Raw genomic sequence first — 25,678 nt, 5'->3', positions numbered from 1 at the left:
ATTCTTAAATGTGCATTCTTAAACGGCTTTTAGCATGGGGTGGAATGTTTCGCCAAACCCAACCATGGTTTAGCCATGAGTATAATATGAATATAATAAATAAAAATCAAAAAAAATACACATTATTTTTATAAAATTTTCATAAAAAAGCATAAATTTTTATGAATGATGATTTTTGATGGGTTTTTGGAGGATTTTTTTGATATAATGAATCATTCATTCTTTATAATGGCGATATTAAAAAGGTTGTTTATGATGCAGCAAACTTCACTAAGCTATAAAGACGCAGGCGTGGATATTGACGCAGGCGAGGCACTTGTACAGCGTATCAAATCAGTTGCCAAGGCAACCTCCCGTTCTGAGGTGGTTGGTGGACTGGGTGGATTTGGTGCATTATGTCGCATACCACAAGGCTATAAGTCGCCATTACTGGTATCTGGTACAGATGGTGTTGGCACTAAGCTAAAGCTGGCATTGGATTTAAGCCGTCATGATACCATTGGTCAAGATTTGGTGGCGATGTGTGTTAATGATTTGCTGGTGTGTGGTGCTGAGCCTTTGTTTTTCTTGGATTATTATGCCACAGGAAAATTAGATGTAGATACAGCGGAGGCTGTCATTAAAGGCATTGGTGATGGTTGCAAATTATCAAACTGTGCTTTGATTGGTGGCGAGACTGCTGAAATGCCAGGAATGTACCAAGATGAGGATTATGACCTTGCAGGTTTTTGTGTGGGTGTGGTTGAAGAATCAGAGGTCATCACAGGCGAAAATGTGGCAGAAGGTGATGTATTGATTGCATTGGCATCTAGCGGTGTTCATTCAAATGGCTATTCTTTGGTGCGTAAGGTTATTGAAGTTACCAATACCGATGTGGTTAATACACAACTTGGTGATGAATCATTGGCTGATGCTTTAATGAAGCCGACTCGCATCTATGTCAAATCTGTCAATGCCCTACAAAAAGCTGTTGGTAATGCCAATATTCATGCGATGGCTCATATTACAGGTGGTGGTCTGACTGAAAACTTGCCACGAGTATTGCCAGAGAATTTGACTGCACAGATTGATACAGCAAGTTGGCAATTGCCCCCAGTCTTTCAATGGCTACAAAAAGGTGGCAGTATTGAGACGCTTGAAATGTATCGCACCTTTAACTGCGGTGTTGGTTTTGTTTTGGTTGTACCACAAAATAAAGCCGACAAAGTGCTTGATTTACTACAAGAGTATGGTGAAACTGCTTGGGTTATCGGTGATATCATAGCACGCAAGACAGATGCGGTAACTTATTGTTAATCTGATGACAACTTTTTTGGGTTGGTTTTGTTGATAGAAATAAAAACATGAAAAAGCTAAAAATTGCTGTCTTGGTATCGGGTAATGGCTCAAATTTACAAGTGATGCTTGATGCCATGCAAGCAGGTCATCTGCCGATTGAAATTGTCGGTGTCATCAGTAATGTTGCAGATGCTTATGCGGTTACTCGTGCCAAAATTGCTGGCGTAGACACAGCGGTGCTGTCTCATGTGGCAAGTGGCAAGAAAATGGGCATTCGCACCTTTGAAAAGCATGCGTTAGAATTGCTCAATGAATGGTCGCCTGATTTGGTGGTATTGGCGGGCTTTATGCGTGTTTTATCGTCAGAATTCATTCAAAATGCACCATGTGCGATGATAAATTTGCACCCATCATTATTGCCAAATTATAAGGGCTTAGACACGCACGAGCGTATCTTAAAGTCTGGTGAAGCTGAGCATGGTTGCAGTGTGCATTTGGTAACAGCAGAGCTTGATGCAGGGCAGGTGTTGACTCAGGCGATGCTGATTGTGAGGTATGATGATACGCCAGAAAGTTTACGCCTGAGAGTGCAAAAGCTGGAACATCGGTTGGTGTTATTTACGCTAGAACTCATTGTAAAAGGCGTGTTGTCGCTTAACAAAACACCAATTTCCATCAATATACCAGTACCAATTAAGTTGCGTTTTGATTGATGGCTATGTACAAAAAAATCCCCAATTTTTATCAAAGAAATTGGGGATTTTATATTGTTTGTAGTTAATCAGTGGTTTTCTTTGGCATGGTTTAAAGTATATTTTGGGATTTCTATGGTCAAATCTTTGTCAGCGATGATGCATTGACAAGATAGGCGGGAGTTTGGTTCCAACCCCCATGCACGATCAAGTAAATCGCCCTCAACATCGTCCATTTCTTCTAAGCTATCAAAGCCTTCACGCATGATGACATGGCAAGTGGTGCAGGCCTTTGACATATCGCAGGCGTGTTCAATCTTGATGCCGTGTTCATGCAGTCCTTCAAGTAGGTTTTCACCTGTTTTAAGTTCAACTGTTGCACCTTGTGGGCAAATTTCATGATGGGGTAGAATGGTTACGGTTACCATAATTTTCTCGCTTTTTTCATCTTCATTGGTTGATTCAAGTTGGTCAATTTTAATAAATGATTCAGCTTTGCCAATCAGAGGTGTTTGTCCCTGTGAGTGCTGACTTGACATTTTGATCCATGATGACAGCGGCAAAATGGTCGCTTAGGGGTTTAAGTCTACTGTTGGCAGTATCAATTACCTTTTTATCATCGCTATTTAGAGCTTGGCGTAGCTCTTGTATGGCAAATTGAAGCTTAGATTGTTCATCAATATTTAGCAAATGGGAAAATTCCACCAAAGCGGACTCTAAGGCAAGGATTTCTCTCTCAGCTTCAACTTTGGCCTCAATCAGCATGCGAAGACGCTTATCTTCATTGGCATACTCAAAACCAGCACGCAATAGCTGTTCTTGTTGCTTGGCGGAGAGCCCATAGCTTGGACTGACTTGAATTTGACTGCGTGCACCTGTGGTTGTTTCTTGGGCAGAAACGGTCAGTTGTCCGTTGGCATCAATATTAAAGCTGACCTCAATGCGTGCGTGCCCTGCTTTCATTGGTGGAATGCCATATAGTTCAAAGCGTGCCAAAGTACGACAGTCTGCCACTGTTTCTCGCTCGCCTTGCACGACATGGATTACCATGCCTGTTTGATTGTCTTGATGTGTGGTGAAAATCTGACGGCGTGCCACGGGAATTGGTGTGTTTCTAGGAATGATGACCTCAGTCAACCCGCCCATGGTTTCAAGCCCTAAAGATAATGGCGTTACATCAAGCAATAACAAATTATCATCACGCTTGTTAATCAGCTGATCGGCAACACGAGCTGCACCAAGTGCCACGACTTCATCGGGATTTAGTGTACAAAGTGGTTCTTTATCAAAGAATTCTCTTACCGCCTTTTGAATGGTTGGCATTCTGGTTGAGCCACCAACCAAAACAACTTCACATACATCGGCTTTGCTGATTTTGGCATCTTGTAGCACTTGCTGGCAGATCTGTAGAGTGCGACGAGTTACAGGCTCAATAATGTCAGCAAGGATATGGTTATTTAGTATTATCTGAGTAGGCGTATCGGCAATATCAGTTTCAATCATTGTGGCATGGCTTGTACTGAGTGCTTGCTTGTGCTGTCGTGAAAGTTTGGCAAGGTTTGATTTTTCTTGATTGCTGATATCATTAGGATTAAGTTTGGCGGTTTTTATCAGATGATTGGCAATCAATCGATCAATGTCATCACCGCCCAAGGCACTATTACCACCTGTGGCAAGCACTTCAAACACGCCATCAGACAAGCGAAGAATTGATACATCAAATGTTCCACCACCCAAATCATACACCAAATAGATGCCCTCTGAGGCATTCTTATCCAGTCCATAGGCAATGGCAGCAGCGGTTGGTTCATTTAATAAGCGAAGTACGGTCAATCCCGCTGTGGTTGCTGCGTCTTTAGTGGCTGTGCGTTGTGCTTCATCAAAATAAGCTGGCACAGTGATTACTGCTCCTGCGATGCTGTTGGGCGGTAAGATGGCTTCGGCATGGCGTTTTAAATGCGACAATATATGAGCCGATGTTTCTACGGGTGATTTTTCACCTTGTGCAGTAACAAAAGTCGGCATGGTATGCTTGCCACCTGATAAAGTGTATGGGTGAGAAAATTTAATATCCGCTTTGCTACGACCCATGAACCGCTTGGCGGATATGATGGTATTTTTGCCATCTTCGCTGTACTGCAAGGCTGGTTTGCCGACCAAAGGGCGATTGGATTTGTCCCCATAATAGACCACGCTTGGTAAAAGTGGACTGTCGCCAAAGTTTAGAACATCGGCACGCCCAGAGCGTACCACACCAACTAAAGAGTGTGTTGTGCCTAAGTCAATGCCTAAGGCAAAACGGTGTTGATGAGGGTTTTTTGATTGGTTGGGTTCGCTAATTTGCAATAAAGACATGGTATCTCTTAAAAGCTGGCTATGTGCAGTCTATCTAAGACGGCAAATGAAAAATGGCTGACTGATAAATTTTAAGAACACTAAGCTATCACACATAAAGGTCATCATCAGGTGTGTTCAAGTTTTCGGTCAGCTTGTGCTCAACATCAATCGTAAGCTTTTCTAAAAACTGAATTTTTTGCGCATGACTGATTGCTTTTTGCCAATCTTGACTGTGGTAAGATGAAGAAAATTTGGCATTAAAAGCTGATTTTTTAGCATTGATATCGGCTAGAATTTGGTTTAAATCCTCGCTATTGTTGGTATCATCTAGTGCCATACGATATTCTAACATTTCGTCCAAAAAATCCCAATCATTAATTGACGCATTCAAATCGCATGTTACACCAGCAAGACTGAGCAAATGAGAAGCGCGAGTGTCATCACGATTTAGTGTATCAAAAGCATGGTTGATGAGTGATGCCATTTGTGTCGGTATTGTATCACTACTGGCTTGGTCGGGGTGATATTGTTTTTGTAAGGCTAGTAGTGATTTTTTGAGTGTGTTTTTATCAATCTCAAATGCCACAGGCAAGCCAAATAATTCAAAAAAATTGTTTTTATTCAAAGACATAAGACACCAACTATACCGTAAACGATTCGCCACAACCGCACTCGCCTGTTTGGTTGGGGTTTTTAAATTTAAAGCCAGAATTTAGCCCTTCGGTAACATAATCCATCGTCAAGCCGTCCAAATACACCAAACTTTTGGGGTCCACAAACACGCCCACACCGTCATTGTCAAAACGCACATCGGTATCATTGGGTTCGTCCACAAATTCAAGCACATAGGCAAGCCCAGAACAGCCTGCGGTACGCACACCCACCCGAATGCCTACGCCCTTGCCACGATTTGCCAAAAAGTCTTTGATGTGTTTGACAGAATTTTGAGTTAAATGAATCATAAAGTGCCTTTTAATTTGCCAAGTAAAATTTGCCAAGCTTTAATCAACAGATTTCCTGCGATACTAGGTTTTCCGTTCGCCCTGAGCTTGTCGAAGGGTGGCGGAAAACCGTTATAGTTCGACAAGCTCACCACGAACGGTTTTCCTTATTTCAAGGTTTCGCAGGAAGTCTAATAAGCTTTAATTAATAAGCTTTAATTAATAAAAAGCCAACAAACCAATTAAAACTTGGGCTTTATATCACTTAACGACAACTTAGGCAGACATTTTGGACTGGTAGTCTTCAATCGCCGCTTTAATCGCATCTTCTGCCAATACCGAGCAATGCACCTTGACAGGGGGCAATGCCAGCTCTTCGGCGATGTCCTTGTTTTTAATCGCCACCGCTTCGTCTAGGCTTTTGCCTTTGAGCCATTCGGTAACCAATGAGCTTGATGCAATGGCGGAGCCACAGCCATAGGTTTTGAATTTGGCATCGGTAATCACGCCGTCATCAACTTGGATTTGCAAACGCATCACATCGCCACAGGCAGGCGCACCCACCATGCCCGTGCCAACATTTTTGGCGTTTTTGTCAAGATTGCCCACATTGCGGGGGTTTTCGTAATGGTCAATGACTTTGTCTGAATATGCCATAGTTTTTCCTCTTTTGTTGCTAGCAAATAATTTTGCTTGGCTTAAATAAAAATTTAATCTCTTGGGCTTAACCAATCAGCGGTTGGGGCAATTTTGCCACGCCATTGGATATAAGTAGGTTTGGTTAAATTACTTTGCTCATTTTCAAGCACATCAAAGTAAAATTCATTAGATTGACCCGAGCAATAACGGTACAATTTACCAAAATCAGCATTAACCCTTAAATCATCTTTGAATTTTTGATAATTTTCTTTATGTTTATTTTGGTTAAAAATTGTTAAATCAATACTAAAACTAGCCTTAAAATATTTGATGTTTTGTGGTTGTTTTGGGTAGGGAATATAACCCAATTTACCACTTTTAATCAAATAATTTGGCGGTTTATCTTGCAATGATTGTCCAAAATAGCTAGGAATACCGATACCATAATCATTTTTTAGTAATACCACCGAATAAGATTGTTCATTGATTTTGCTTAAATCAAAACGGGCAATCTTATATTCTTTATCATCACCCAATTCCGAGCTAACAAATAGATATTTGCTATTATTAGGAATGGTAATTCTATCATTGTGTTTATGGTACTCAAACAACACCATTTCATTGGGGATTTCTTGATTACCAAAACCAATATAAACAGGGCTATACATAAAAAAGGCATCAGTTATGTGAACAAAATTTGGAACGACAACCATTTTTTGTTGTTCATAATCATATGTTTCAGCAATACCAGTACCAATAAAAAATTGATTGTTATCAATTAAATTAATCTTAATATCAATACCTGTTTTATTAGTATTAAATTGCCATTTTCCCGTTAAAGAAACAAACCCACCAACTGCACCACCCATAAAACAATAAGCACCGTCCGAATAAAGATATAGACTTTCCGAACCACCTTCCATATAAGCATTTTCACCAATCCATAGAGACAAATTTGGATTATCTGGCGAATAGGTTGGCAAATCCGCCTTTCTAATGCCGATTGGTAAAGTATTTGCAAACACTATATTATTCAATAAAATGATAAATAGGGCAAAAAAATACTTATTGTTCATAGGTTATTTTTTTAAACAAAAAATCAATGCTCTTGCCACTCAACCTTGCTAAAATCTACGCCTTCTTTGAACATATCCCACAGAGGCGACAGTTCACGCAGTTTGTCCACCGCTTCTTTGATTTGGGCAAGCACCGCATCAATGTCTTTTTCGGTGGTATAACGCCCAAAGCTAAAACGGATAGACGAGTGGGCAAGCTCATCAGGGCGACCGATGGCACGCAGCACATAAGACGGTTCAAGCGTGGCAGAAGTACAAGCAGAACCGCTTGATACCGCCAAGTCTTTTAAGCTCATCATCAGGCTTTCGCCTTCAATAAAGTTAAAGCTGACATTTAAAATGTTGGGAATGCCAGACTCAAAACTGCCGTTTAGATAAATCTCTTCAATGTCTTGTAAGCCATTCCACAATTTATCACGCAAAGCCTTGATGTGGGCGTGGTCTTCATCAAAGCGTTTGGCAGACAAGGCAAACGCCTCGCCCATACCCACGATTTGGTGCGTGGCAAGCGTACCAGAACGCATACCACGCTCGTGTCCACCGCCGTGCTGTTCGGCTTTGAGTCGCACACGGGGTTTACGGCGGACATACAAGGCACCAATGCCTTTGGGGCCGTAGATTTTGTGGGCAGAAAAGCTCATCAAATCCACTTTGAGTGTTTCAAGGTCAATCTTGATTTTGCCAACCGCTTGGGCGGCGTCCACGTGAAAAAGCACGCCTTTTTCACGCAAAAACTCGCCAATGCTGGCAATATCGGTGGTCGTGCCAAGCTCGTTATTGACCGCCATTAGGCTCACCAAAATGGTGTCTTCACGCACGGCATTTTTGACCATATCAAGGGTAATCAAGCCTGTGCCTGCCTCAGGGTCAAGATAGGTAATATCAAAGCCTTCTTCTTCAAGCTGACGACAAGTGTCCAAAATGGCTTTATGCTCAATTTTGCTGGTGATAATGTGCTTGCCTTTGCTGTGGTAAAAATGTGCCACGCCTTTTAGGGCAAGGTTGTCCGACTCGGTCGCCCCACTGGTAAACACAATCTCACGGCTATCGGCACCCACCGTCTCGGCAATTTGCAAGCGGGCGTTTTCTACCGCTTCTTCGGCTTGCCAGCCAAAACCGTGCGAGCGACTGGCAGGGTTACCAAACACCCCGTCAAAGGTCATGTATTTGACCATCTTGTCCGCCACTTCTTGGGCGATTGGTGTGGTGGCGGCGTAGTCTAGATAAATTAAGGAATTCTGGCTCATGCTGGATTTACCCCAAGTAAGTTAATGGTGTTAATGTGTTCTTTTTTATCGCCTTTATCACCGTGAATTTTGTGCTCTTGGCGGTCAGCGATATTTTGTGTGTTTTTTGAATTAAGCAATTGATCAAGAGTAACATTACTTAAATACGCTTCAATATGGGCAGATAAATTATACCATAAGTCATGTGTTAAGCACATGGTGCCATCTTGACAATCGCCTTTACCGCCACATTGCATGGCATTTACGCTTTCATCAACAGCAGTAATAATACTCATGATGTCAATTTCATCAAGAGGTTTGGCAAGATGATAACCACCAGAAGCACCTCGTGTGCTATTGACCAAACCTTTTTTACGAAGTTTTGAGAATAATTGTTCGAGGTATGAAATAGAGATGGATTGTCGTTTGGCGATGTCAGACAGTGAGACTGCACCTTGATGACGGTTTTCTTGTACTGCCAAGTCAAGTAGGGCAGTAACTGCATATCTGCCACGAGTGGTTAAACGCATACTAAAAATACCTAAAAATATTCAGTTGCTGCTATTTATTTTGTTTTGAATAAAATAAAAAAAGTAAGAGTAATAAACTGTTGTTATTATAATAATTCCGAGTAAATAGGTCAAGATTGTTTGATTGCGTTTGTTATATTTTTTATCAAATATCTGTATTGATAAAATAAATTGATGTGATGGTATTTGATGTAAAAAAATAAAGATGGCAGCGAGTGCTGGGCAAGATATGTCATTGAATGGCTCAAACGCCTTTGGTAAATGGGTAATAAGTTAAGAATATGGTCAATTGATTAAAATAAAAGCGTATCTGGTGGTACGCTTTTATTTTTACTAAGTTTTCCAATCACTTTAAAAAAATTAAACCAGTTTGCATGAATTAAAAAAATAAATGAGAAAATAACGAGATGACCGCCAATAAACTTGCAATAATAAAACCAATAAAAGTGCTTTTTTGTTTGTTTTTGGCTTCAACAAGCTGAGTACTAAGACGAGCGTTTTGGGTGCTTAATTCATCAATTTTGTTAGATTGATTGGACAGCTTTGCTTTAAGCTCGCTGATTTTTTCAGCGTGGTCTTGTGGTGTTGCTTTATTTTCCGATGTTTTTTTGACTTTTCGCAAAAGTTGATCTATTACGCCACCGACACCAAGTTGTACCAAAAACTCTTTAAGCTGTGTTACTTGTGTTTGATTGCCACGAATTTGCAGTTTTTCAACCGCATCAATACTGTGGTTGCTAAGCACGCTCATGAGCTGAAAGCTATAAGCATTCACCATGATATCAGCGGTTTCTTTATGGGTGGGTAATTGGGTGTCAAGTAAAATGCCATGCTGGTTAAAAGTGGCAAATACTTGTACATGAGGTAGATAAGTACGAATACTGACCACAGCACCATCTTGAACGAGTGGATAGGCAAGTTGGCGTAATTTTGGGTTGAATCTGAGCATGAGAGTCATTGCTGATTCTAAAAAAACCAACATGACATTTAAAACACCTTGTGAAATCGCACCAGATGGTTTGGCAGTGTCATTGGCTAAAGAGCTGTTTTTAGATTGGATTGGGTGAGCCGCCATAAAATTATCCTAGGGTTTATTTGTAAATATTTACAATAACTGAAACTGATTTAAATTTTAAATTTATCTTAATTAAACTCATTTGATTCATTAAACAAGGTAAACCTTGTTTGAAGCTTGATTGTACGCTTGATTAAGTTGATTGTACGCTCGATTAAGATTGTATCCTAAAAAATCCAAAAATCAAAATAACTGTGCAAAAAATTGCAGATTTTTGCAAAAAATATACGATTTTTACCGCATAAATTACATATTTGTATAAATTTTTGTATAAATTTGCTTGCGTATTGTGGGTGATTTTGCTATAAGGTTTTATTATGACTAAAAAACGCATCAGTAAGTGAAGGTTTGTATTTGCGTTATCATCAATTTTTTAGCCAATTGAAAGATTTTTACAAACTTTTCACTGGTTTTTTGTAAATTTTACAAGATTTTTGCAGTTAGCTACTTGTAAATAACCAGCGATAATCATACAATGAACACAACGACAGACGCAATGTTGTTTGTTGGTATACTATTTGATTCATTTAACTCTACCGTTGTGAGGAATTTTCATATGAATAAGTCAGAACTAGTTGACGCAATTGCAAACGAAGCTGGTCTAACCAAAGATCAAGCTGCTAAGGCACTAAACGCATTCACTTCAAGCGTACAAGGTGCGTTGGTGCGTGGTGATGATGTGGTATTGGTTGGTTTTGGTACTTTTAGCGTAAAAGAGCGTGCTGCTCGTAGTGGTCGCAATCCAAAAACTGGCGAACCGCTACAAATCGCTGCCAGCAAAGTGCCAGGCTTTAAAGCAGGTAAAGGTTTAAAAGATGCGGTGAATTAATTTTCACAGCACCTTACTTATATGACAATAAACGCCCTTTGCAAAACAGGGGCGTTTTTTGTTGAGCATTTTATCTTGCCTGATGAAAAGATATTGGGTTTATTTGCTTTATTATTTAAAGCAAAACTTATCTGGCGTCAATAAAAAAATATGAAAAAATTTTGAGTATTTTTAAGATTTAGCGTATTATAGTAAGGTTTAATTTCTTTAATTGAATTTTCTAAAAAAGTGACTTCTTATGGAAAAATTGCGTGATTTTTTGCAAAGTTGGCCAGGTCGGATAATGATGGGGCTGATTTTGGTGCCAATGGCATTTTTGGGCGTACAGGGCATCGGTGGTGGCGGTGCGATGGGTTCAAATGAGCTGATTCGAGCGGGGGACAGCACAATCGGAATGAATGTATTTCAATCTGAATTAAATAGCTATCGCACACAGCTTTTACAAAGAAATGATCCTAGCATGATTAATGAAGAGGCACTGGTTGATGAAGTGATTGAGTCGCTCATCAGTCGTGCGTTATTACAAAATCAGGCACATATTTTGGGTATGACGGTTTCAGATGAGGCGATCAGTCGCCTGATTGCCCAAGATGGGAGCTTTCATGAGAATGGGCAATTTTCTAACGATATTTTTGCACTATTTTTGCAGAATAACAATCTGACCAAAGATGAACTTTTTGATAGATTTCGCACGCAGCTAAACATTCGTCAATTGACAGCAAGTATTTTGGGTACAGCGATTTATCCAGATGCACAGGTCAGTCGCTTGATTGACCTGCAATTAGAAACCCGAGAGGTTTGGGTGCATCGCTTTGACTGGCAAGATTATGTCAATGGTATTACGGTGTCGCAAGCTGAGATTGAGGCGTATTATAATGCCAATAAAGATAAGTTAATCCGTCCAGAGTCGGTAGATTTAACTTATATTGAGCTGATGCCCAATGACATAAAAGTTGGTCCGCCAAGCGATGCAGATGTTACCGCTCAGTTTGATGCTTATTTACAGCAAAAAGGCATGACTGATGGTCGTGAGCTGTCGCAAATCCTACTTTCTGGTACTGATGCCAAAACCAAAGCTGATGATATTAAGGCTAAGCTAGACAAAGGTGAATCTTTTGAATCGCTTGCTAAGGCATATTCTGATGATCCAAGTGGTAAATCAGGTGGCTATATTGGCAAGTATAATCCTGCTGTTTTTGGTCGTGATGCAGGGGCGGTCAATGCAGCGTTGGCAGGTCTGAAAGTTGGTCAGGTCAGTATGCCTGTTAAGACAAGTTTTGGGTATCAGATTTTTAAAGTAACCAAACTTGGTGATGTGACAGTTGATGGTGTGCGTGATGAATTGGTGAAAATGGCAACTGAAAAACAACGCCAAGTGGCTTATAATGATTTGATTGGTAAAATTAATACAATGGCAACCGATGGTATGGGTGTTGCTGATATTGCCTCAGAAGCAGGTCTTTCAACGAAAATCATTAAAAATTATCCAAAGCAAAATAATAGTACAGCATTGGCACAGCCTGTGGTGATTGCAGCAGCATTTGATGATTTTACCATTCAGGATCAAGCTGTTAGTGCTAATATTACATTAGGTGATAAAACCGTTTGGGTGCAACCAACCAATCATCAAGAGGCTAAGAGCTTAACATTGTCAGAGGCAAGTAACGACATCAAGGCGGTGCTTACCAAACAAAAAGCCACTCAACTGGCACTTGATGCTGCCAAAAAGGTTGTCAGTGATGCTAAGGCCACCAATGCCAAATCATTGATGTTACCAAGTGCAAATTTTGGTATGACTACACGACAAAATCCAAACTTATCCCCTCAAGAGCGTTCAAGTTTATTCTTGCATCAATCAAATGCTCATGATGTTTGGGCGGTACAAACAGAAAATGGGGCGAGTGTGATTGTGGGTGGACCTGTTAGTACACAAGCAACTGCACAAATCTCAGCGGTAGAGAGAATGCAAGCTGCCTTGATGATTCGTGATAATATCGGACAAGATCAGCTATCAGACTATATTGAGTACCTTAAAAATACCACAACTGTCAAAGTAAATAAAGACGCATTAAGATAAGCAGGGTGTATAAAAAACCACGCTAATGAGCGTGGTTTTTTATGGTCTAAAAGATATCATATGTAAATAATGTGGCCTATGTGCATATGATATTACTTAAATCTTTATATCAAACCCTCTTTTTACCAGCGAATTGGTGTGATGTGAGGGTTGGAGGATTTTAGATTTTCGTAAGTTCCTTTAATAAAGATGTCTTCATTGACGGTGTTAATGTTGGTGTGGCCACAAAATGCCATTGTAATATCACATTCTTTATAAATAATCTCCAATGCACGGCGTACACCATCTTCGCCATAAGCACCTAAGCCATACAAGAATGAACGCCCAATCATCGTACCTTTTGCACCAAGGGCAATTGCTTTTAACACATCTTGACCTGAACGAATGCCACTATCCAACCAGACCTCACAGTTTGAGTTTTCAGCTTGTACAGCTTGAACGCAGTCAGATAAGGCAGAAATAGAGCTTGGTGCACCATCAAGTTGGCGACCGCCGTGATTAGAAATCACCATGGCATCTGCGCCAGAGCGAGCGGCTAATACAGCATCTTCTGGTTCCATGATACCCTTGATAATCAGCGGACCACCCCATAAGTCTTTAATGCGAGCGACATCGTCCCAGTTTAGGCGTGGATCAAACTGTTCGGCTGTCCATGATGACAAACTTGATAAGTCGCCAACGCCTTCGGCATGACCCACAATATTGCGAAATGTATGGCGTTTGGTGCCAAGCATATTAAAACACCACTCAGGCTTGGTCATGAGATTGATGATGTTTTTTAGGGTAGGTTTTGGTGGTGCTGATAGGCCATTTTTGATGTCTTTGTGGCGTTGTCCAAGTACTTGTAAGTCTGCTGTTAAGATAAGGGCAGAGCAGTTGGCCGCTTTAGCACGATGGATAAGATTTTCCATGAATTTCTTATCACGCATGACATAAAGCTGAAACCAAAAGGGTTTGGTGGTATTTTCTGCCACATCTTCAATGGAGCAAATTGACATGGTAGACAGTGAAAAAGGAATGCCAAATTTTTCAGCGGCACGAGCAGCATGAATCTCACCATCTGCCCACATCATGCCCGTAAAGCCAGTTGGGGCGATTGCCACAGGCATATGCACTTCTTGCCCAATCATCTTGGTAGCAAGTGAGCGACCTTCCATATCTACCAGCACCCGTTGGCGTAGCTTAATGCGATCAAAGTCAGTTTCATTATTGCGGTAGGTGGTCTGAGTCCATGAGCCTGAATCTACATAGTCATAGAACATGCGTGGTACTTTGCGTTCAGCGATACGACGCAAATCTTCAATCTCGGTAATTTTGCTTAAATCTGCCATAAGACGACCTTCTTTGATGAGTTTATAAAATGTCAATATTAAAAATTTACCCAATCATTAGGGTGTAAAAAAATAAAAATATGATCAATTTTCGTTGTTTATTTTACCGCTTTTTTGTTCAAAATCCCAATGATTTTGTCATCTTTTTAAAAAAAATGATTAAAATTAAAATAAAAACAGGCTTGATTGACAAACCTGTTTTGTGATGCATGAAAAGTGTTTAGGCTTTAGCACCAGTTTTTGACATTACGCCAAAAAATACAATCGGCCAAATGATGGCACCAACCCACCAGATAGGGTTGAAAATGATTGCCATACCAACCAAACCTGCCTGAATGGCATAGTAAGTCATGGCAATCAAGGTCTTGCGAATGATCATACCTTCTCGGTTAATCATGCCCACAACTGCACAGGCTGCAACAACATTATGCACGCTAATCATGTTGCCTGCTGCACCACCAACCGCTTGTAGAGCAACAACTTTAGCAGCTTCAATGGCGTTTAGGTCAATTTGTGCGGCAGTACTCCATTGAAAATGACTAAACATCATGTTGGATACAGTATTTGAGCCTGCAATGAATGCACCCAATGCACCAATCCAAGGGGAAACCAATGGCCACATATCTGCAAAAACGCTGGCAGCACCTGCCGCTAGGACTTTTGGCATAGCAAGGATTGGCTCAGCAACATCGGCAGGTGTGCCAGAGTTGATGAATACTTGTACCATTGGAATTGAAAATAGCAGGGCGGGTGCAGCGGCAAGCATGGTTTTGCCAGAAGCTGACCAGCTTTTTTTGATTGTGTCGCCTTTCATGCCAAATAAGAAAATGCAGATGATAGAGACAAGCAATAGTACCGTACCAGGTGAATACAGCAGTTGAGTTTTATTGGTGATTGAGGTGTCTAGTATGTTGCTAAAAGTAATCACCGCATTTTCATTAAGCCATGCCTTTAATGGCTTGATGGTACGAGTAGCAACCAAGATGCCAATCACCAGCAAGTATGGCGTAAATGCACGCATGACAGAGAATTTTGATGTTTCATTAATGTCTACATTGGTGGCGGCAAGTGTGCCTTTCCAATCATCTTCCCACTCATTTCTTGGTGCAAAATCAAAGGTTTGTTTTGGTGTTAAAAAGCCATATTTTGCTGCAGGAACAACAATGGTAAGACCAACAACAGAACCGATCAGTGATGGCAACTCTGGACCGATAAATGTGGCAGTCAGGTAATAAGGAATGGTAAAGGCAAGTCCTGCAAAAATTGCAAACGGTGCAGCCTTTAAGCCTTCAGTGAATGAACGCTTTTCACCAAAGAATCGTGTCAAAAACCCGCATAAAATCAGAGGGATTAAGAAGCCAACCACTGAGTGTACAAAGCCGACATTTGCACCGATTTGCACGATATAATCGCCAAAAGCAATGCCTTGCTCGGCAATGGCAGCACTCACATCTTCTTTGTTTTCAAGACCTGAATTCACACCGATTAAAATTGGTGTGCCTACCGCACCATATGATACAGGTGTAGATTGAATGATGAGAATTGCCATCACACAAGCCATTGCAGGGAATCCTAAGGCAAGTAACAGTGGTGCACCCACTGCAGAGGGTGTGCCCCAGCCTGTAGAACCTTCAATCAGTGAACCAAATAACCATGCAACGATAATCATCTGTACACGGCGGTCAGGAGTTATATTCATAAAGCCTTGACGAATGGCAACAATCGCACTAGACTCTTTGATGGTGTTGAGCAGTAAAATTGCAGAAAATACAATGAATAAGACATTTACGGCGGTCAATACACCATGAATGGTAGCAGCAGCGACTTGGTTGCCACTGGTATGCCAAACGAAATAAGATAATGCCGCTGTTGAAAAATAAGCAATCGCCATTGCAATTTTGGCGGGCAGACGCATCACAACCAGCAAGGCAAAAACAATGAGAATTGGCAATAGTGCCAAAAAGGTAAGCATGATAGACGCTCCATGTAACCATCTTAATGTTAAATGCTAAATAAAATGATATAGCACATCAAATTATGGTTTGTTTTTTATAAAAAAGATGTTAGAGTAGAACAGTTAAGTGATCACCACTTAAAATTCAGTGGCATTTTACTCACTTTTTTATCAAAAAGGAATATGTTGATGTTATTTTTTAATATTATTTTTTGAGTGTAATGCGTTAATAAGGGTGGTAATTTACCATTTTATTTTTAATCATATTTTAAAAAATCGTTAAATATCAATGTTTTATTTGTTCAGAAAATATGATTTATTGATGATAACAATCATTATTATTTAATATTAATTATTAAATTACTAAATGCTGTTCAAAACGCACGATGATGAACCAATGAGAAAATATCCATCACACCAAATGGGTAGCACAGTATTTTTTTTGGTGTGAGCAAAACAGGAATTGTCAGACCAAGTGTATCAATGAGAAAGTCATCATTAGCGTCTGTCAAATCAAGTTGGCAAATGTTTGGTAAAGCTTTGGTGGCATTGACTTGTGATAGCAGGTGATTGACCTCATCGCACAAATGACAACCCTTGGTGCCTATCAAATGCCAGTCGTTTGAGGTGCTTTGGATATCAAACTCTGATAATAATCGATGATGAAAAGCTTTAAAATCATCATCACAAAGCTGGTTTAAAGCAAAACGACTGGTGGTTAAAGTGGTCAGATGATGGATAAATTGCTGATTATTCATAAGGACAAAAGCCAAAAATGGTGTACAATACCTAGTGAGGTATTTTTTTAATTGATGATGGCAAACTGTGCTACTAAAACTTTGTCATTATATCGTAAACTAGGGCTGTTCTGTGTTAAAAAAACTGTTTTGTTGGATTTTTCTGCCCATTTTGGTGGTTTTTTTGGGTTTTAATATGATGGTTGCAATGTTGTTGGTTGCAGGTAAGGCCATGCCAGTTACTGAGTCAGCTTTTATGTTGGCACATCGTATCAATGGTGGTTCGGTAACGCAAACTTGGGTGGGGTATGAAAATATTGCCAAATCAGCCAAGCAGGCTGCCATCGTCAGTGAAGATGCCAAATTTAGCCAGCATCATGGTTTTGATTTTCAAAGCATTGAGCTTGCCATCAAACGCAACGAGGCAGATGGTGCTGTGTCTATGGGTGGTTCAACCATCACCCAGCAGCTTGCCAAAAATCTGTTTTTAACATCGCATCGCTCATACATTCGTAAGGGTGAAGAGGCGATCATTACGATGATGATGGAGTCTGTTTGGGACAAAAAACGCATCTTGGAAGTGTATTTGAATGTTGCAGAATTTGGTGATGGTATTTATGGCATTGAGGCAGCGGCACAACATTATTATGGCAAGACTGCCAAAAATTTAAGTCGTGAACAATCAGCGCTTTTGATTGGTATGTTGCCAAACCCCAAATATTTTCAAAAAAATAAAAATGCCAAACGCCTACGCAACAAACAGCGGATTATTTTGCGTCGTATGAATGGTGCGGTTTTACCCAAATGACTTTGTGGTGCATTTGCACAAAATTAGGACAATAAATTTAATATCAAAAGACATTTAAAAAAATATTAAGACAATCGGTTGATGTTTTTTTAGGAGGGTAAATATGACTCAAGGCACCAATGGTCAAAACATCATTAACACTATCAATAACACACCAAGTGAGCAAGTCATTCAAAGCATAGAACAGCAAGCCATGCAGAGCGTGCTAGGTACTGTACCACCGCCTGCTGATTTGCATCTTATTCAAAAAATCATCAATCAGACGGGTAAGTTTGAGCCTGAATGCTATATTAACCGTGATTTATCAACTTTGCGTTTTCAATTGCGAGTATTGGCACAGGCAGTCAATCCAAGGCACCCATTGCTTGAGAGAATGCTTTTTTTGACAATTTTTTCATCAAACATGGACGAATTTTTTGAAATTCGTGTGGCAGGACTGCTTCAAAAGATGAAAAATGGTAATAAATCAAGCAGTCTTGATGGGCGTAAGCCTTCTGAGCTTTTGGCGGAAATTAGCCAAGTGGCACACCGTGCAGTCGATGAACAGTATCGTATTTTAAATGAAGAAATTTTACCAGAACTTGCCAAGTCGGACATTCGTTATCTAAAACGCCACGAGCTGACAGATGCACAAAAGGCGTGGATGCGTGAATATTTCTTTTTACAAGTGCTACCAGTTTTAACGCCAATCAGTATTGACCCTGCCCACCCATTTCCACGCCTTGTTAATAAGTCGTTAAATTTCATTGTCAGCCTTGAGGGTAAAGATGCTTTTGGGCGAGACATTAACCGTGCCATCGTTCCTGCACCACGCTCTTTGCCACGCGTCATTCGCCTGCCTGATGAGCTGACCGATGGCAAGGATCATCATGTGATGCTATCGGCGGTCATTCATGAGCATGTAGGCGAGCTTTTTTTGGGCATGAAAGTCATAGGCTGTCATCAGTTTCGCCTAACTCGCAATGCTGACTTGGCCTTGGCAGATGATGTTGAAGATTTGGCAAAAGCACTTGAAGGAGAGCTGGACAATCGTCGCTTTGGACATAAAGTACGCTTAGAGGTTACAACCAATTGCCCAAAAGAAACTTATGAATTTTTATTACAAGAGTTTGAACTCAATGAAAGCCAGCTATACCGTGTTAATGGACCTGTGAACTTGACACGAATGTTGACCAGTTTTGCCAAACCTGAATTAAAATTTATGCCATTTACTCATGCCATTCCTAGGGCGTTTCGTGGTGTAGAGGCAGGGCGTATTACCAAAGAAAGTGACGCATCTATGTTTCATGTCATCAAAAAGCAAGATGTGCTGGTGCATCACCCATTTCATTCTTTCATGCCTGTGGTCAACCTGCTTTGGCAGGCGGCAAATGATCCTAATGTGCTGGCCATCAAGCAGACAATTTATCGTTCTGGTACAAATTCTGAAATTGTACAGGCACTTGCTGCAGCCGCTCGTAATGGCAAGGAAGTTACCGCTGTCATTGAACTGCGAGCACGCTTTGATGAGGCGAGCAACATCGCAGTTGCTAATATGCTCCAAGAAGCAGGTGCGGTGGTAGTTTATGGTGTTGTTGGTTATAAGACACATGGTAAGCTGATGCTCATTGTACGCCGTGAAGAAGAGCGGATTTGTCGTTATGCACACCTTGGCACGGGTAACTATCATGCAGGCAATGCCAAAGCCTACACCGACTACGGCCTGTTCACCGCAGATCAGCACATTTGTGAAGATGTGCATGGCGTATTCATGCAATTAACAGGCATGGGTCGCCCAATGCCCTCGCATCAAATTTTACATGCACCATTTACTTTGCATGATGGTTTGGTACAAATGATTAATGATGAAATTGAACACGCCAAAAATGGCAAAAAAGGACGCATTATCATGAAATGTAATGCCATTACCGAACGCCAAATGATCAACAAGCTGTATGAGGCAAGTCGTGCAGGTGTTCAGATTGATTTGATTGTTCGTTCAATTTGTTGTCTGCGTCCTCAGGTAAAAGACTTGTCTGAAAATATTCGTGTGCGTTCAGTGGTGGGTAGATTCTTGGAGCATACACGCGTGTATTATTTTGGTAATGACAAAGATAACGGTGGTCAAGAACGCTTATTTTGTTCCAGTGCTGATTTGATGGATAGAAATTTATTACACCGTGTGGAAGTGGCTTTTCCCATATTGGATAAAAAATTATTTAAACAAATCTATCAAGATGGGCTCATGAATTATCTACAAGATAATGTTCAGGCATGGGAGCTGGACGGGCGTGGTGAATGGAATCAGGTGCACCATGATGGTAAAAAAATTCACGATGCACAACAAATCCTATTGGAGAAAATCTGCTCATGATGCGTTGTCCTTGTGGCGGTAGCTATTACCAAAAATGTTGTCAGCCACTTCATGATTTTAGCGTTGTTGCTACTGACGCTCAGCGGTTAATGCAGTCTCGCTTTTCGGCATTTTATTTGAAAAATATTGACTACATCATTAAGACGACCGTACCAGCCCAGCAAAATCTGCTTGATAAGTCTGCCTTGCAATCTTGGGCAGACCAGACGAGATGGACAAATCTTATGCTCATCAGTCATACCCCTAAGGTGGATAAACGCCATGCCCAAGTGCATTTTAAGGCTTATTTTTATGATGGCGATAAAGAATGTTGTCATGATGAACTGTCCAGCTTTGTTGAGGTTGATGACCGCTGGTATTTTCTTGATCCAACAGTCCCTACCGACCTAACCAATAAACAACCTTGTTTGTGTGGTAGTGGTGAAAAGTTTAAAGTTTGTTGCAAAAAGTTTTTGGTGTGATGCTGGCGTGATGTTTGGCAGTTTTGGCATGGCAAAAGTTGATTGTTTGGATTTTTAAATCAGTAAAACGATAAAAAGGTGTATAATATGCCTTTTTATTTTATATATTCTACTTTTTGGCTTGGTTATGAAGTTTATCGTCAAATTATTCCCAGAAATCATCATGAAAAGCGAATCGGTTCGTAAGCGATTTGTTAAGGTGTTAAGAGGTAATATTCACAATATTTTGGTGCGTCATGATGAGCGTGTGCGAGTTATTTGCCATTGGGGATTTTTGGAGGTGCGATTTGGCGATGACAATCTGTGTGATGTGCTACTTGGTGAACTGACTTGCATACCAGGCATTCATCATATTTTGGTGGTGGAACAATCGTCTTTTACAGATTTGCATGACATTTTTTTGCAAACACTTGATAGAGTGGGTAATGACTTGCATGATAAGACTTTTTGTGTGCGTGTCAAACGCCGTGGTAAGCACGATTTTGATTCACTAGAAGTGATGCGTTATGTCGGTGGTGGTCTGAATCAGCACATCCAAAGTGCCAAAGTTCAGCTCAAAAACCCTGATGTTACGGTCAAACTAGAAATTGACCATGATGAGTTGCTGTTCATCAAAGAGCGACATGAAGGCTTGGGTGGCTTTCCAATCAGCACCCAAGAAGATGTATTGTCTTTGATTTCTGGGGGTTTTGATTCTGGCGTGGCAAGCTATATGTTCATGCGTCGTGGCAGTCGTGTGCATTATGTGTTTTTTAATTTGGGCGGGAAAATACATGAGGTTGGTACGAAGCAAATGGCGTATCAGCTTTGGCAACGCTATGGCAGCTCGCACAAGGTTCGTTTTATTACGGTAGATTTTGAGCCTGTGGTAACAGAGATTTTGACCAAAATTGATGATTCGCAGATGGGTGTGGTGCTTAAACGCATGATGATGCGTGCAGCAAGTACCATCGCTAAATACCATCGTATTCAAGCACTTGTAACAGGTGAGGCGCTTGGACAGGTGGCCAGCCAAACTTTAACCAACTTACATATGATTGATAAGGCCAGTGATGTTTTGGTGCTAAGACCGCTCATCACGCATGACAAACAAAGCATTGTGGCAATGGCAGAACGCATTGGTTCGGCCGATATTGCTAAATCCATACCTGAATTTTGTGGTGTGATTTCCAAAAGCCCATTGGTTAAGACTGTTGAGCATCAGATCATTAAAACCGAAGAAAATTTTGATTTCACCATTCTTGATGACGCCATCAATCGTGCCACTTGCATTGATATTCGTGATATTGCCAATGAACAGCATAAAGAACAGGCGATTGAGGTGGTTCATGATGTCTTGTCAGGTGAAATTGTAATAGACATTCGTACACCTGATGAGATTGATGATAAGCCTTTAGATATCAGTGATACCCATGCGGTGATACAGATGCCATTTTATCGTCTTGGTGCTGGATTTGGCAATCTTGATCAGAGCAAAACCTATCTGCTATATTGTCAGCGTGGTGTGATGAGTGGTTTGCAAGCAATGCACCTAAAAGATAAAGGTTTTGATAACATCAAAGTATTAAAACCCATACAGTCTAAATGATCCATTTTTAAGAATCTTATTGATCTGCTGATCAAATGGTGGTTGTTCATGTTTATCAAGTTGATCAACCAGTATTGACCATCAGCCTATTAACCATTAAAGTGATAACATGAATAACAAACTCATCAAATCATCCATCAAATCAATTCCCAATTACCCAAAAGCAGGCGTTATTTTTCGTGATATTACTTCATTGCTAGAAAACCCTGAGGCATTCAAAGCGGTGGTTGATGCCATGGTGGCACAGTATCAAGATAAATCAATCACCAAGATTGTCAGTACCGAGTCTCGTGGCTTTATCTTTGGCGCGCCGATTGCTTTGGCGTTGGGCGTGCCATTTGTGTTGGTGCGTAAGCCAAATAAACTGCCCAGACAGACCATCGCCCAGTCTTATACCTTAGAATATGGCAAAGACACACTACAAATCCACACCGATGCCATCAGCGCTGGTGATAATATTCTCATCATTGATGATTTATTGGCGACAGGCGGTACGGTGGAGGCGACTGTTAAGCTGATTCGTCGATTGGGTGGTGTGGTGCAGCACGCTGCCTTTGTGATTTGGCTAGATGGCTTGGGTGGCGATATTAGATTGCAAGAACTTGGTATTGAGCCATTTTCTTTGGTGGATTTTCAAGAATGATACCAACAGAGTAAAAAAGCAATGATATTTACCCTGCTTTTTTGTTGATGTGAATGCTTGGTATTACTGGCTTTTTTGCATGGTTTTGGTTATAATGGTCAAAACCATTTTTTTTGTAAAGGAAAAGACTGATGAAATTAACATCTGCTTTATCTGCTGTTATTTTAGCGTGCACCCTAAGTGCAGCAATGCCTGTATTGGCGAATGATTTTAGTACAGCCATGTTTTATTATAATAATCAAAACTATACTCAAGCTTTCCCTATCTTAAAAAAACTGGCGGAGCAGGGCGATGCAAATGCCCAAAACAATTTGGGTGTGATGTATCGCAAGGGATATGGCGTGCCACAAGACTATCAGCAAGCGGCAAGTTGGTATAAAAAAGCTGCTGAACAAGGCGATGCAAATGCTCAGTATAATCTGGGCTGGATGTATGGCAGTGGATATGGTGTCAGTCAAAATTATACCGAAGCGATGGTGTGGTATAAAAAAGCTCATGCTCAAGGTCATGCAAAAGCTACTGGTATGATTGGTGTGAGCTATGATTATGGTGATGGTGTTGAGCAAAATAAAAGCACTGCCAAACAATGGTATGGCAAGGCCTGTGATTTGGGTGAGCAACAAGGCTGTGATGATTACAAACGACTTCATCAGCAGGGCTATTGATTTAAAAAAAGAAAAAGGCAGTAATTACTGCTTTTTTCTTTTTTCTTGTGTGTGTTTGATGATTGGCGTGGCTTTGAGATTAGATTAGCCAATCATATAATCAACCACTACAGGGGCATGGTCAGAAAACCAAGTATCTTTATACACCCACGCACCCACCGTACGCTCTGCCCAATCTGGTGAACAAGCTTGATAGTCAATACGCCAGCCCACATTTTTAGCACGAGCTTGTCCACGATTTGACCACCACGAATAAACATCTGATTCTTTACGCACGATACGGAAAGTATCGACATAGCCGAGCTCATCGTAGATATGGTCTAGCCATGCTCTTTCGTGTGGTAGACAACCTGAGGCTTTTTGGTTGCCAGACCAGTTTTTGATGTCGATGCGTTTGTGCACAATATTGTAGTCGCCACAGATGATGACAGATTTATCTTCATTACGCCAGCTTTGTAAGATGGCTTTGTATTTGTCTAAAAATAAATCTTTGCGGGCTTGAGCATCATCACCTGACGAACCAGATGGCAGATACAGCGATGAGATGAATACAGGTTTGTCCAGCCCCAAATCAAACTCTGCTGTGATGAATCGACCTTGTGAATCAGCCAATTCAAAACCAAGACCACGACTGACTGAACTGATGGGCAGGCGACTATAAATGGCGGTGCCTGCATAGCCTGCACGCTCAGCGGGAAATAGATGAGCATACCAGCCGTCTGGCTTGAATTTGTCTGTCCATTGTTCGTGTGTGATGCGAGTTTCTTGCATACACACAACATCAGCTTCAGATTGTGCTAGCCAGTCAAATAAACCTTTTTTCTCAGCAGCACGCAATCCATTGACATTAATAGAGACGACACGCAATAGTTTATCGCTATTGACATTGTGATGGGATTTGGTTCGGTGTAGATAGGGCATGATGGATTGTTTTATGTTAAAATTTTGTTTATTTTAACATAATGGCTTTTTGTGGGGCAAAAAAATCAGCCGTTTGAGCAACTTATTTTTTACAAATCAGTCCCCGATGACTGTTTCTTCGTTTGATTTCCAATTATACGCTCCATAAAGTAGCATTTGCATTTGGCGTGTACAGCGATGCAACATGGCTTTTTTTTGACTGTCCAAGTTGGTATGAGGCATGTCTTCTTCATTATCTTCGTCAGCAAGGTTGGGTAGGTAGGTGAGTTCAAGCCAATCAATAATCCAAGAAAAACTCAAATTTACCCCAATTTCTGCCAAAAGATATCGGTCTTCGTTGCCGATATGTTCAAACGCAGGCTGTAATGCCAAATCATCACTCATCACCTTGGCAAAAAATTTAATCTGTTCGCTAATGGCATGACGAACCGCTTCTGAGCCACCAAATCGTTCGCTGGCGATGAATTGCCAGTAACGAGGTTGTGCATCTACCGCTTTAAAAAATAGCTGTACACTTTTGGCGATCTGGCGTTCAAAACTGCGTTTTTTGCCAAGTTGCATATGTTCACGCAGCATTGCCATCGCACTGCCTAGCTCGTCTTCCACCAGTGATTTGCCGAGACTTTCCATATCATCAAAATGCCGATAAAAAGCAGTTGGCACCACACCCACTTCGCGTGTTACTTGACGCAAGCTGATTGAGCTGTATCCTTGCCCTGTCATGCACAGATCTAGTACAGCATTAAAAAATGCTTGGCGAGTTTGACGCTTTTTTTGTTCACGAGTAGCAGGTTTGTCTTGGGTCATGGCAATATTCTTTGTAATTGTTTTAAAAACTTGGTGAATGAGTGTATATTATAATAAAATTCATGATATTTTCAATGAAATTCATAAAATGTTGCATTTTAACAAGAAATTGCTGAATGTCAGCAATAAAAAAAACCAAGCAAAATAAGCCTGGTTTTTTATTGGGTTTGGCTTGGCTTATGATTTGGTGCAGTCAAGCAAGACATTGCTACTGTTGTTTAGTACTTGTGCTTTGTCGCCATTGAGGATTAGGGTCATTGGCTTGTCTTCGCCTTCAATACCATCATCTGTCATGAAGCGTTGTTTGTCTTGAGGGTCTTGATTTAAATCATAAACGATGTCATCTGCGGTTAGGTGTGCTTCGATTTCACCTTCGTGATTGTGTACAGCGATGTGGACGGTTTTATCGCCACATTGAAATTTGTCGCCAGCATCGTGATGATGGTCATGATCTGCATGGTCATGATCTGCATGGTCGTGTTTGTCATCATGGTCATGCTCGCTTGCTTGCATATCAGTATTGACAGGGCTGACTTCAGCAGACTGTGTATCAGTGGTAGGCTGTGCAGGCTCGGCTGGTTTTTTATCGCAGGCGGTCAGGCCAAGAGTTGCGATGAGTGATGCTAAGATAATTTTTTTCATGAAAATGACTCCAAAGTATATTAAAGTATATTTATGCTATATTATTACAAGCTAAATTATAACAAAAC

The 25,678-nt window shown here is 40.8% G+C and carries 25 protein-coding genes; 10 read left to right on the top strand and 15 right to left on the bottom strand.

The annotated features are described in order from the left end of the window. Positions 1-252 precede the first annotated feature (252 nt). Both purM and purN read left to right on the top strand, forming a co-directional pair. Positions 253-1,296 (top strand): phosphoribosylformylglycinamidine cyclo-ligase, encoded by a 1,044-nt coding sequence (gene purM, locus U9670_RS01495; protein ID WP_323841780.1) that lies wholly within the window; start codon positions 253-255, stop codon positions 1,294-1,296. A 47-nt stretch (positions 1,297-1,343) separates the two neighbouring features. Then, positions 1,344-1,991 (top strand): phosphoribosylglycinamide formyltransferase, encoded by a 648-nt coding sequence (gene purN / locus U9670_RS01490; RefSeq protein ID WP_323841781.1) that lies wholly within the window; start codon positions 1,344-1,346, stop codon positions 1,989-1,991. Positions 1,992-2,059: 68 nt separating this feature from the next. On the opposite strand, the gene fdx is transcribed toward purN, so the two are convergent. The 9 genes from fdx to U9670_RS01445 form a co-directional block, all read right to left on the bottom strand. Continuing rightward, positions 2,060-2,398, bottom strand: coding sequence for an ISC system 2Fe-2S type ferredoxin (fdx, locus tag U9670_RS01485; RefSeq protein WP_323841867.1), 339 nt, complete (start codon positions 2,396-2,398; stop codon positions 2,060-2,062). A 61-nt stretch (positions 2,399-2,459) separates the two neighbouring features. Beyond that, positions 2,460-4,325, bottom strand: coding sequence for a Fe-S protein assembly chaperone HscA (gene hscA / locus U9670_RS01480; protein ID WP_323841782.1), 1,866 nt, complete (start codon positions 4,323-4,325; stop codon positions 2,460-2,462). Between the two features lie 88 nt (positions 4,326-4,413). Next, positions 4,414-4,938: a Fe-S protein assembly co-chaperone HscB gene (hscB, locus tag U9670_RS01475; protein WP_323841783.1), complete on the bottom strand. Its 525-nt coding sequence runs from the start codon at positions 4,936-4,938 to the stop codon at positions 4,414-4,416. 10 nt (positions 4,939-4,948) lie between these two features. Then, complete coding sequence (iscA, locus tag U9670_RS01470) at positions 4,949-5,269, bottom strand: iron-sulfur cluster assembly protein IscA (protein WP_323841784.1); 321 nt, start codon at positions 5,267-5,269, stop codon at positions 4,949-4,951. A gap of 255 nt (positions 5,270-5,524) precedes the next feature. Beyond that, positions 5,525-5,905: a Fe-S cluster assembly scaffold IscU gene (gene iscU / locus U9670_RS01465; protein ID WP_323841785.1), complete on the bottom strand. Its 381-nt coding sequence runs from the start codon at positions 5,903-5,905 to the stop codon at positions 5,525-5,527. A 53-nt stretch (positions 5,906-5,958) separates the two neighbouring features. Next, on the bottom strand, positions 5,959-6,756 hold the full coding sequence (locus U9670_RS01460) for a hypothetical protein (protein ID WP_323841786.1): 798 nt from the start codon (positions 6,754-6,756) through the stop codon (positions 5,959-5,961). A gap of 230 nt (positions 6,757-6,986) precedes the next feature. Then, a complete protein-coding gene (locus U9670_RS01455) occupies positions 6,987-8,210 on the bottom strand; it encodes an IscS subfamily cysteine desulfurase (protein WP_323841787.1) in 1,224 nt (407 codons plus the stop codon). Continuing rightward, positions 8,207-8,719, bottom strand: a complete 513-nt coding sequence (locus tag U9670_RS01450; protein WP_323841788.1) for an Rrf2 family transcriptional regulator — start codon at positions 8,717-8,719, stop codon at positions 8,207-8,209. Before U9670_RS01450 ends, U9670_RS01455 begins: the two co-directional genes overlap by 4 nt. A gap of 379 nt (positions 8,720-9,098) precedes the next feature. Then, positions 9,099-9,794, bottom strand: a complete 696-nt coding sequence (locus U9670_RS01445) for a hypothetical protein (protein ID WP_323841789.1) — start codon at positions 9,792-9,794, stop codon at positions 9,099-9,101. A gap of 496 nt (positions 9,795-10,290) precedes the next feature. Here U9670_RS01445 and U9670_RS01440 point away from each other — a divergent pair, with 496 nt between their 5' ends. Together U9670_RS01440 and U9670_RS01435 are read left to right on the top strand one after the other, a co-directional pair. Next, positions 10,291-10,623, top strand: coding sequence for an HU family DNA-binding protein (locus U9670_RS01440; protein ID WP_323841868.1), 333 nt, complete (start codon positions 10,291-10,293; stop codon positions 10,621-10,623). A 238-nt stretch (positions 10,624-10,861) separates the two neighbouring features. After that, a complete protein-coding gene (locus tag U9670_RS01435) occupies positions 10,862-12,700 on the top strand; it encodes a SurA N-terminal domain-containing protein (protein WP_323841790.1) in 1,839 nt (612 codons plus the stop codon). Positions 12,701-12,822: 122 nt separating this feature from the next. Here the strand turns inward: U9670_RS01435 and U9670_RS01430 are convergent, their stop codons facing one another. The 3 genes from U9670_RS01430 to U9670_RS01420 form a co-directional block, all read right to left on the bottom strand. Further along, complete coding sequence (locus U9670_RS01430) at positions 12,823-14,031, bottom strand: alpha-hydroxy acid oxidase (RefSeq protein ID WP_323841791.1); 1,209 nt, start codon at positions 14,029-14,031, stop codon at positions 12,823-12,825. A 220-nt stretch (positions 14,032-14,251) separates the two neighbouring features. Continuing rightward, positions 14,252-16,003 (bottom strand): L-lactate permease, encoded by a 1,752-nt coding sequence (locus U9670_RS01425; protein WP_323841792.1) that lies wholly within the window; start codon positions 16,001-16,003, stop codon positions 14,252-14,254. A gap of 356 nt (positions 16,004-16,359) precedes the next feature. Then, complete coding sequence (locus tag U9670_RS01420; protein ID WP_323841793.1) at positions 16,360-16,743, bottom strand: glutaredoxin family protein; 384 nt, start codon at positions 16,741-16,743, stop codon at positions 16,360-16,362. A 112-nt stretch (positions 16,744-16,855) separates the two neighbouring features. Between U9670_RS01420 and mtgA the strand changes: the two genes are divergently transcribed. From mtgA to U9670_RS01390, 6 genes are all read left to right on the top strand, one after another. Next, positions 16,856-17,530, top strand: coding sequence for a monofunctional biosynthetic peptidoglycan transglycosylase (mtgA, locus tag U9670_RS01415; protein ID WP_323841794.1), 675 nt, complete (start codon positions 16,856-16,858; stop codon positions 17,528-17,530). A gap of 103 nt (positions 17,531-17,633) precedes the next feature. Continuing rightward, positions 17,634-19,883: a polyphosphate kinase 1 gene (gene ppk1 / locus U9670_RS01410; RefSeq protein ID WP_416381503.1), complete on the top strand. Its 2,250-nt coding sequence runs from the start codon at positions 17,634-17,636 to the stop codon at positions 19,881-19,883. Beyond that, a complete protein-coding gene (locus U9670_RS01405) occupies positions 19,880-20,344 on the top strand; it encodes a YchJ family protein (protein ID WP_323841795.1) in 465 nt (154 codons plus the stop codon). Before ppk1 ends, U9670_RS01405 begins: the two co-directional genes overlap by 4 nt. 127 nt (positions 20,345-20,471) lie before the next feature. Beyond that, the gene (gene thiI / locus U9670_RS01400) at positions 20,472-21,932 is read left to right on the top strand and encodes a tRNA uracil 4-sulfurtransferase ThiI (protein ID WP_323841796.1); all 1,461 of its coding nucleotides are present in this window, start codon (positions 20,472-20,474) and stop codon (positions 21,930-21,932) included. Between the two features lie 109 nt (positions 21,933-22,041). Further along, a complete protein-coding gene (gene apt / locus U9670_RS01395; protein ID WP_323841797.1) occupies positions 22,042-22,575 on the top strand; it encodes an adenine phosphoribosyltransferase in 534 nt (177 codons plus the stop codon). A 131-nt stretch (positions 22,576-22,706) separates the two neighbouring features. Then, on the top strand, positions 22,707-23,240 hold the full coding sequence (locus U9670_RS01390; RefSeq protein WP_323841798.1) for a tetratricopeptide repeat protein: 534 nt from the start codon (positions 22,707-22,709) through the stop codon (positions 23,238-23,240). An 84-nt stretch (positions 23,241-23,324) separates the two neighbouring features. Here the strand turns inward: U9670_RS01390 and U9670_RS01385 are convergent, their stop codons facing one another. The 3 genes from U9670_RS01385 to U9670_RS01375 all read right to left on the bottom strand — a co-directional run bounded on the left by U9670_RS01385 (position 23,325) and on the right by U9670_RS01375 (position 25,610). Continuing rightward, the gene (locus U9670_RS01385; protein ID WP_323841799.1) at positions 23,325-24,161 is read right to left on the bottom strand and encodes an exodeoxyribonuclease III; all 837 of its coding nucleotides are present in this window, start codon (positions 24,159-24,161) and stop codon (positions 23,325-23,327) included. A 96-nt stretch (positions 24,162-24,257) separates the two neighbouring features. Beyond that, entirely contained in the window at positions 24,258-24,968 is a 711-nt protein-coding gene (locus U9670_RS01380; RefSeq protein WP_323841800.1) for a TetR family transcriptional regulator, read from the bottom strand. Positions 24,969-25,145: 177 nt separating this feature from the next. Next, positions 25,146-25,610, bottom strand: a complete 465-nt coding sequence (locus tag U9670_RS01375; protein WP_323841801.1) for a hypothetical protein — start codon at positions 25,608-25,610, stop codon at positions 25,146-25,148. Between the last annotated feature and the right edge of the window lie 68 nt (positions 25,611-25,678).

Origin of the sequence: Moraxella tarda, assembly GCF_035181405.1 — a bacterium.
Classification (GTDB): Bacteria; Pseudomonadota; Gammaproteobacteria; order Pseudomonadales; family Moraxellaceae; genus Moraxella.
The sequence above is the reverse complement of the archived record's forward strand: the minus strand, read 5'-3'. Positions and strand labels throughout refer to the sequence as shown.

What these genes read in the sequence shown, in the direction of transcription:
- U9670_RS01405 (WP_323841795.1), top strand. Translation starts at nt 19,880, where the DNA reads ATGATGCGTTGTCCTTGTGGCGGTAGCTATTACCAAAAATGTTGTCAG.
- U9670_RS01375 (WP_323841801.1), bottom strand. Translation starts at nt 25,610, where the DNA reads ATGAAAAAAATTATCTTAGCATCACTCATCGCAACTCTTGGCCTGACC.
- U9670_RS01380 (WP_323841800.1), bottom strand. Translation starts at nt 24,968, where the DNA reads ATGACCCAAGACAAACCTGCTACTCGTGAACAAAAAAAGCGTCAAACT.
- U9670_RS01390 (WP_323841798.1), top strand. Translation starts at nt 22,707, where the DNA reads ATGAAATTAACATCTGCTTTATCTGCTGTTATTTTAGCGTGCACCCTA.
- U9670_RS01420 (WP_323841793.1), bottom strand. Translation starts at nt 16,743, where the DNA reads ATGAATAATCAGCAATTTATCCATCATCTGACCACTTTAACCACCAGT.
- U9670_RS01430 (WP_323841791.1), bottom strand. Translation starts at nt 14,031, where the DNA reads ATGGCAGATTTAAGCAAAATTACCGAGATTGAAGATTTGCGTCGTATC.
- purM (WP_323841780.1), top strand. Translation starts at nt 253, where the DNA reads ATGATGCAGCAAACTTCACTAAGCTATAAAGACGCAGGCGTGGATATT.
- hscB (WP_323841783.1), bottom strand. Translation starts at nt 4,938, where the DNA reads ATGTCTTTGAATAAAAACAATTTTTTTGAATTATTTGGCTTGCCTGTG.
- apt (WP_323841797.1), top strand. Translation starts at nt 22,042, where the DNA reads ATGAATAACAAACTCATCAAATCATCCATCAAATCAATTCCCAATTAC.
- U9670_RS01435 (WP_323841790.1), top strand. Translation starts at nt 10,862, where the DNA reads ATGGAAAAATTGCGTGATTTTTTGCAAAGTTGGCCAGGTCGGATAATG.
- U9670_RS01450 (WP_323841788.1), bottom strand. Translation starts at nt 8,719, where the DNA reads ATGCGTTTAACCACTCGTGGCAGATATGCAGTTACTGCCCTACTTGAC.
- purN (WP_323841781.1), top strand. Translation starts at nt 1,344, where the DNA reads ATGAAAAAGCTAAAAATTGCTGTCTTGGTATCGGGTAATGGCTCAAAT.
- thiI (WP_323841796.1), top strand. Translation starts at nt 20,472, where the DNA reads ATGAAGTTTATCGTCAAATTATTCCCAGAAATCATCATGAAAAGCGAA.
- U9670_RS01455 (WP_323841787.1), bottom strand. Translation starts at nt 8,210, where the DNA reads ATGAGCCAGAATTCCTTAATTTATCTAGACTACGCCGCCACCACACCA.
- hscA (WP_323841782.1), bottom strand. Translation starts at nt 4,325, where the DNA reads ATGTCTTTATTGCAAATTAGCGAACCCAACCAATCAAAAAACCCTCAT.
- U9670_RS01445 (WP_323841789.1), bottom strand. Translation starts at nt 9,794, where the DNA reads ATGGCGGCTCACCCAATCCAATCTAAAAACAGCTCTTTAGCCAATGAC.
- U9670_RS01460 (WP_323841786.1), bottom strand. Translation starts at nt 6,756, where the DNA reads ATGGGTGGTGCAGTTGGTGGGTTTGTTTCTTTAACGGGAAAATGGCAA.
- ppk1 (WP_416381503.1), top strand. Translation starts at nt 17,634, where the DNA reads ATGACTCAAGGCACCAATGGTCAAAACATCATTAACACTATCAATAAC.
- U9670_RS01440 (WP_323841868.1), top strand. Translation starts at nt 10,291, where the DNA reads ATGTTGTTTGTTGGTATACTATTTGATTCATTTAACTCTACCGTTGTG.
- iscU (WP_323841785.1), bottom strand. Translation starts at nt 5,905, where the DNA reads ATGGCATATTCAGACAAAGTCATTGACCATTACGAAAACCCCCGCAAT.
- fdx (WP_323841867.1), bottom strand. Translation starts at nt 2,398, where the DNA reads ATGGTAACCGTAACCATTCTACCCCATCATGAAATTTGCCCACAAGGT.
- U9670_RS01385 (WP_323841799.1), bottom strand. Translation starts at nt 24,161, where the DNA reads ATGCCCTATCTACACCGAACCAAATCCCATCACAATGTCAATAGCGAT.
- U9670_RS01425 (WP_323841792.1), bottom strand. Translation starts at nt 16,003, where the DNA reads ATGCTTACCTTTTTGGCACTATTGCCAATTCTCATTGTTTTTGCCTTG.
- iscA (WP_323841784.1), bottom strand. Translation starts at nt 5,269, where the DNA reads ATGATTCATTTAACTCAAAATTCTGTCAAACACATCAAAGACTTTTTG.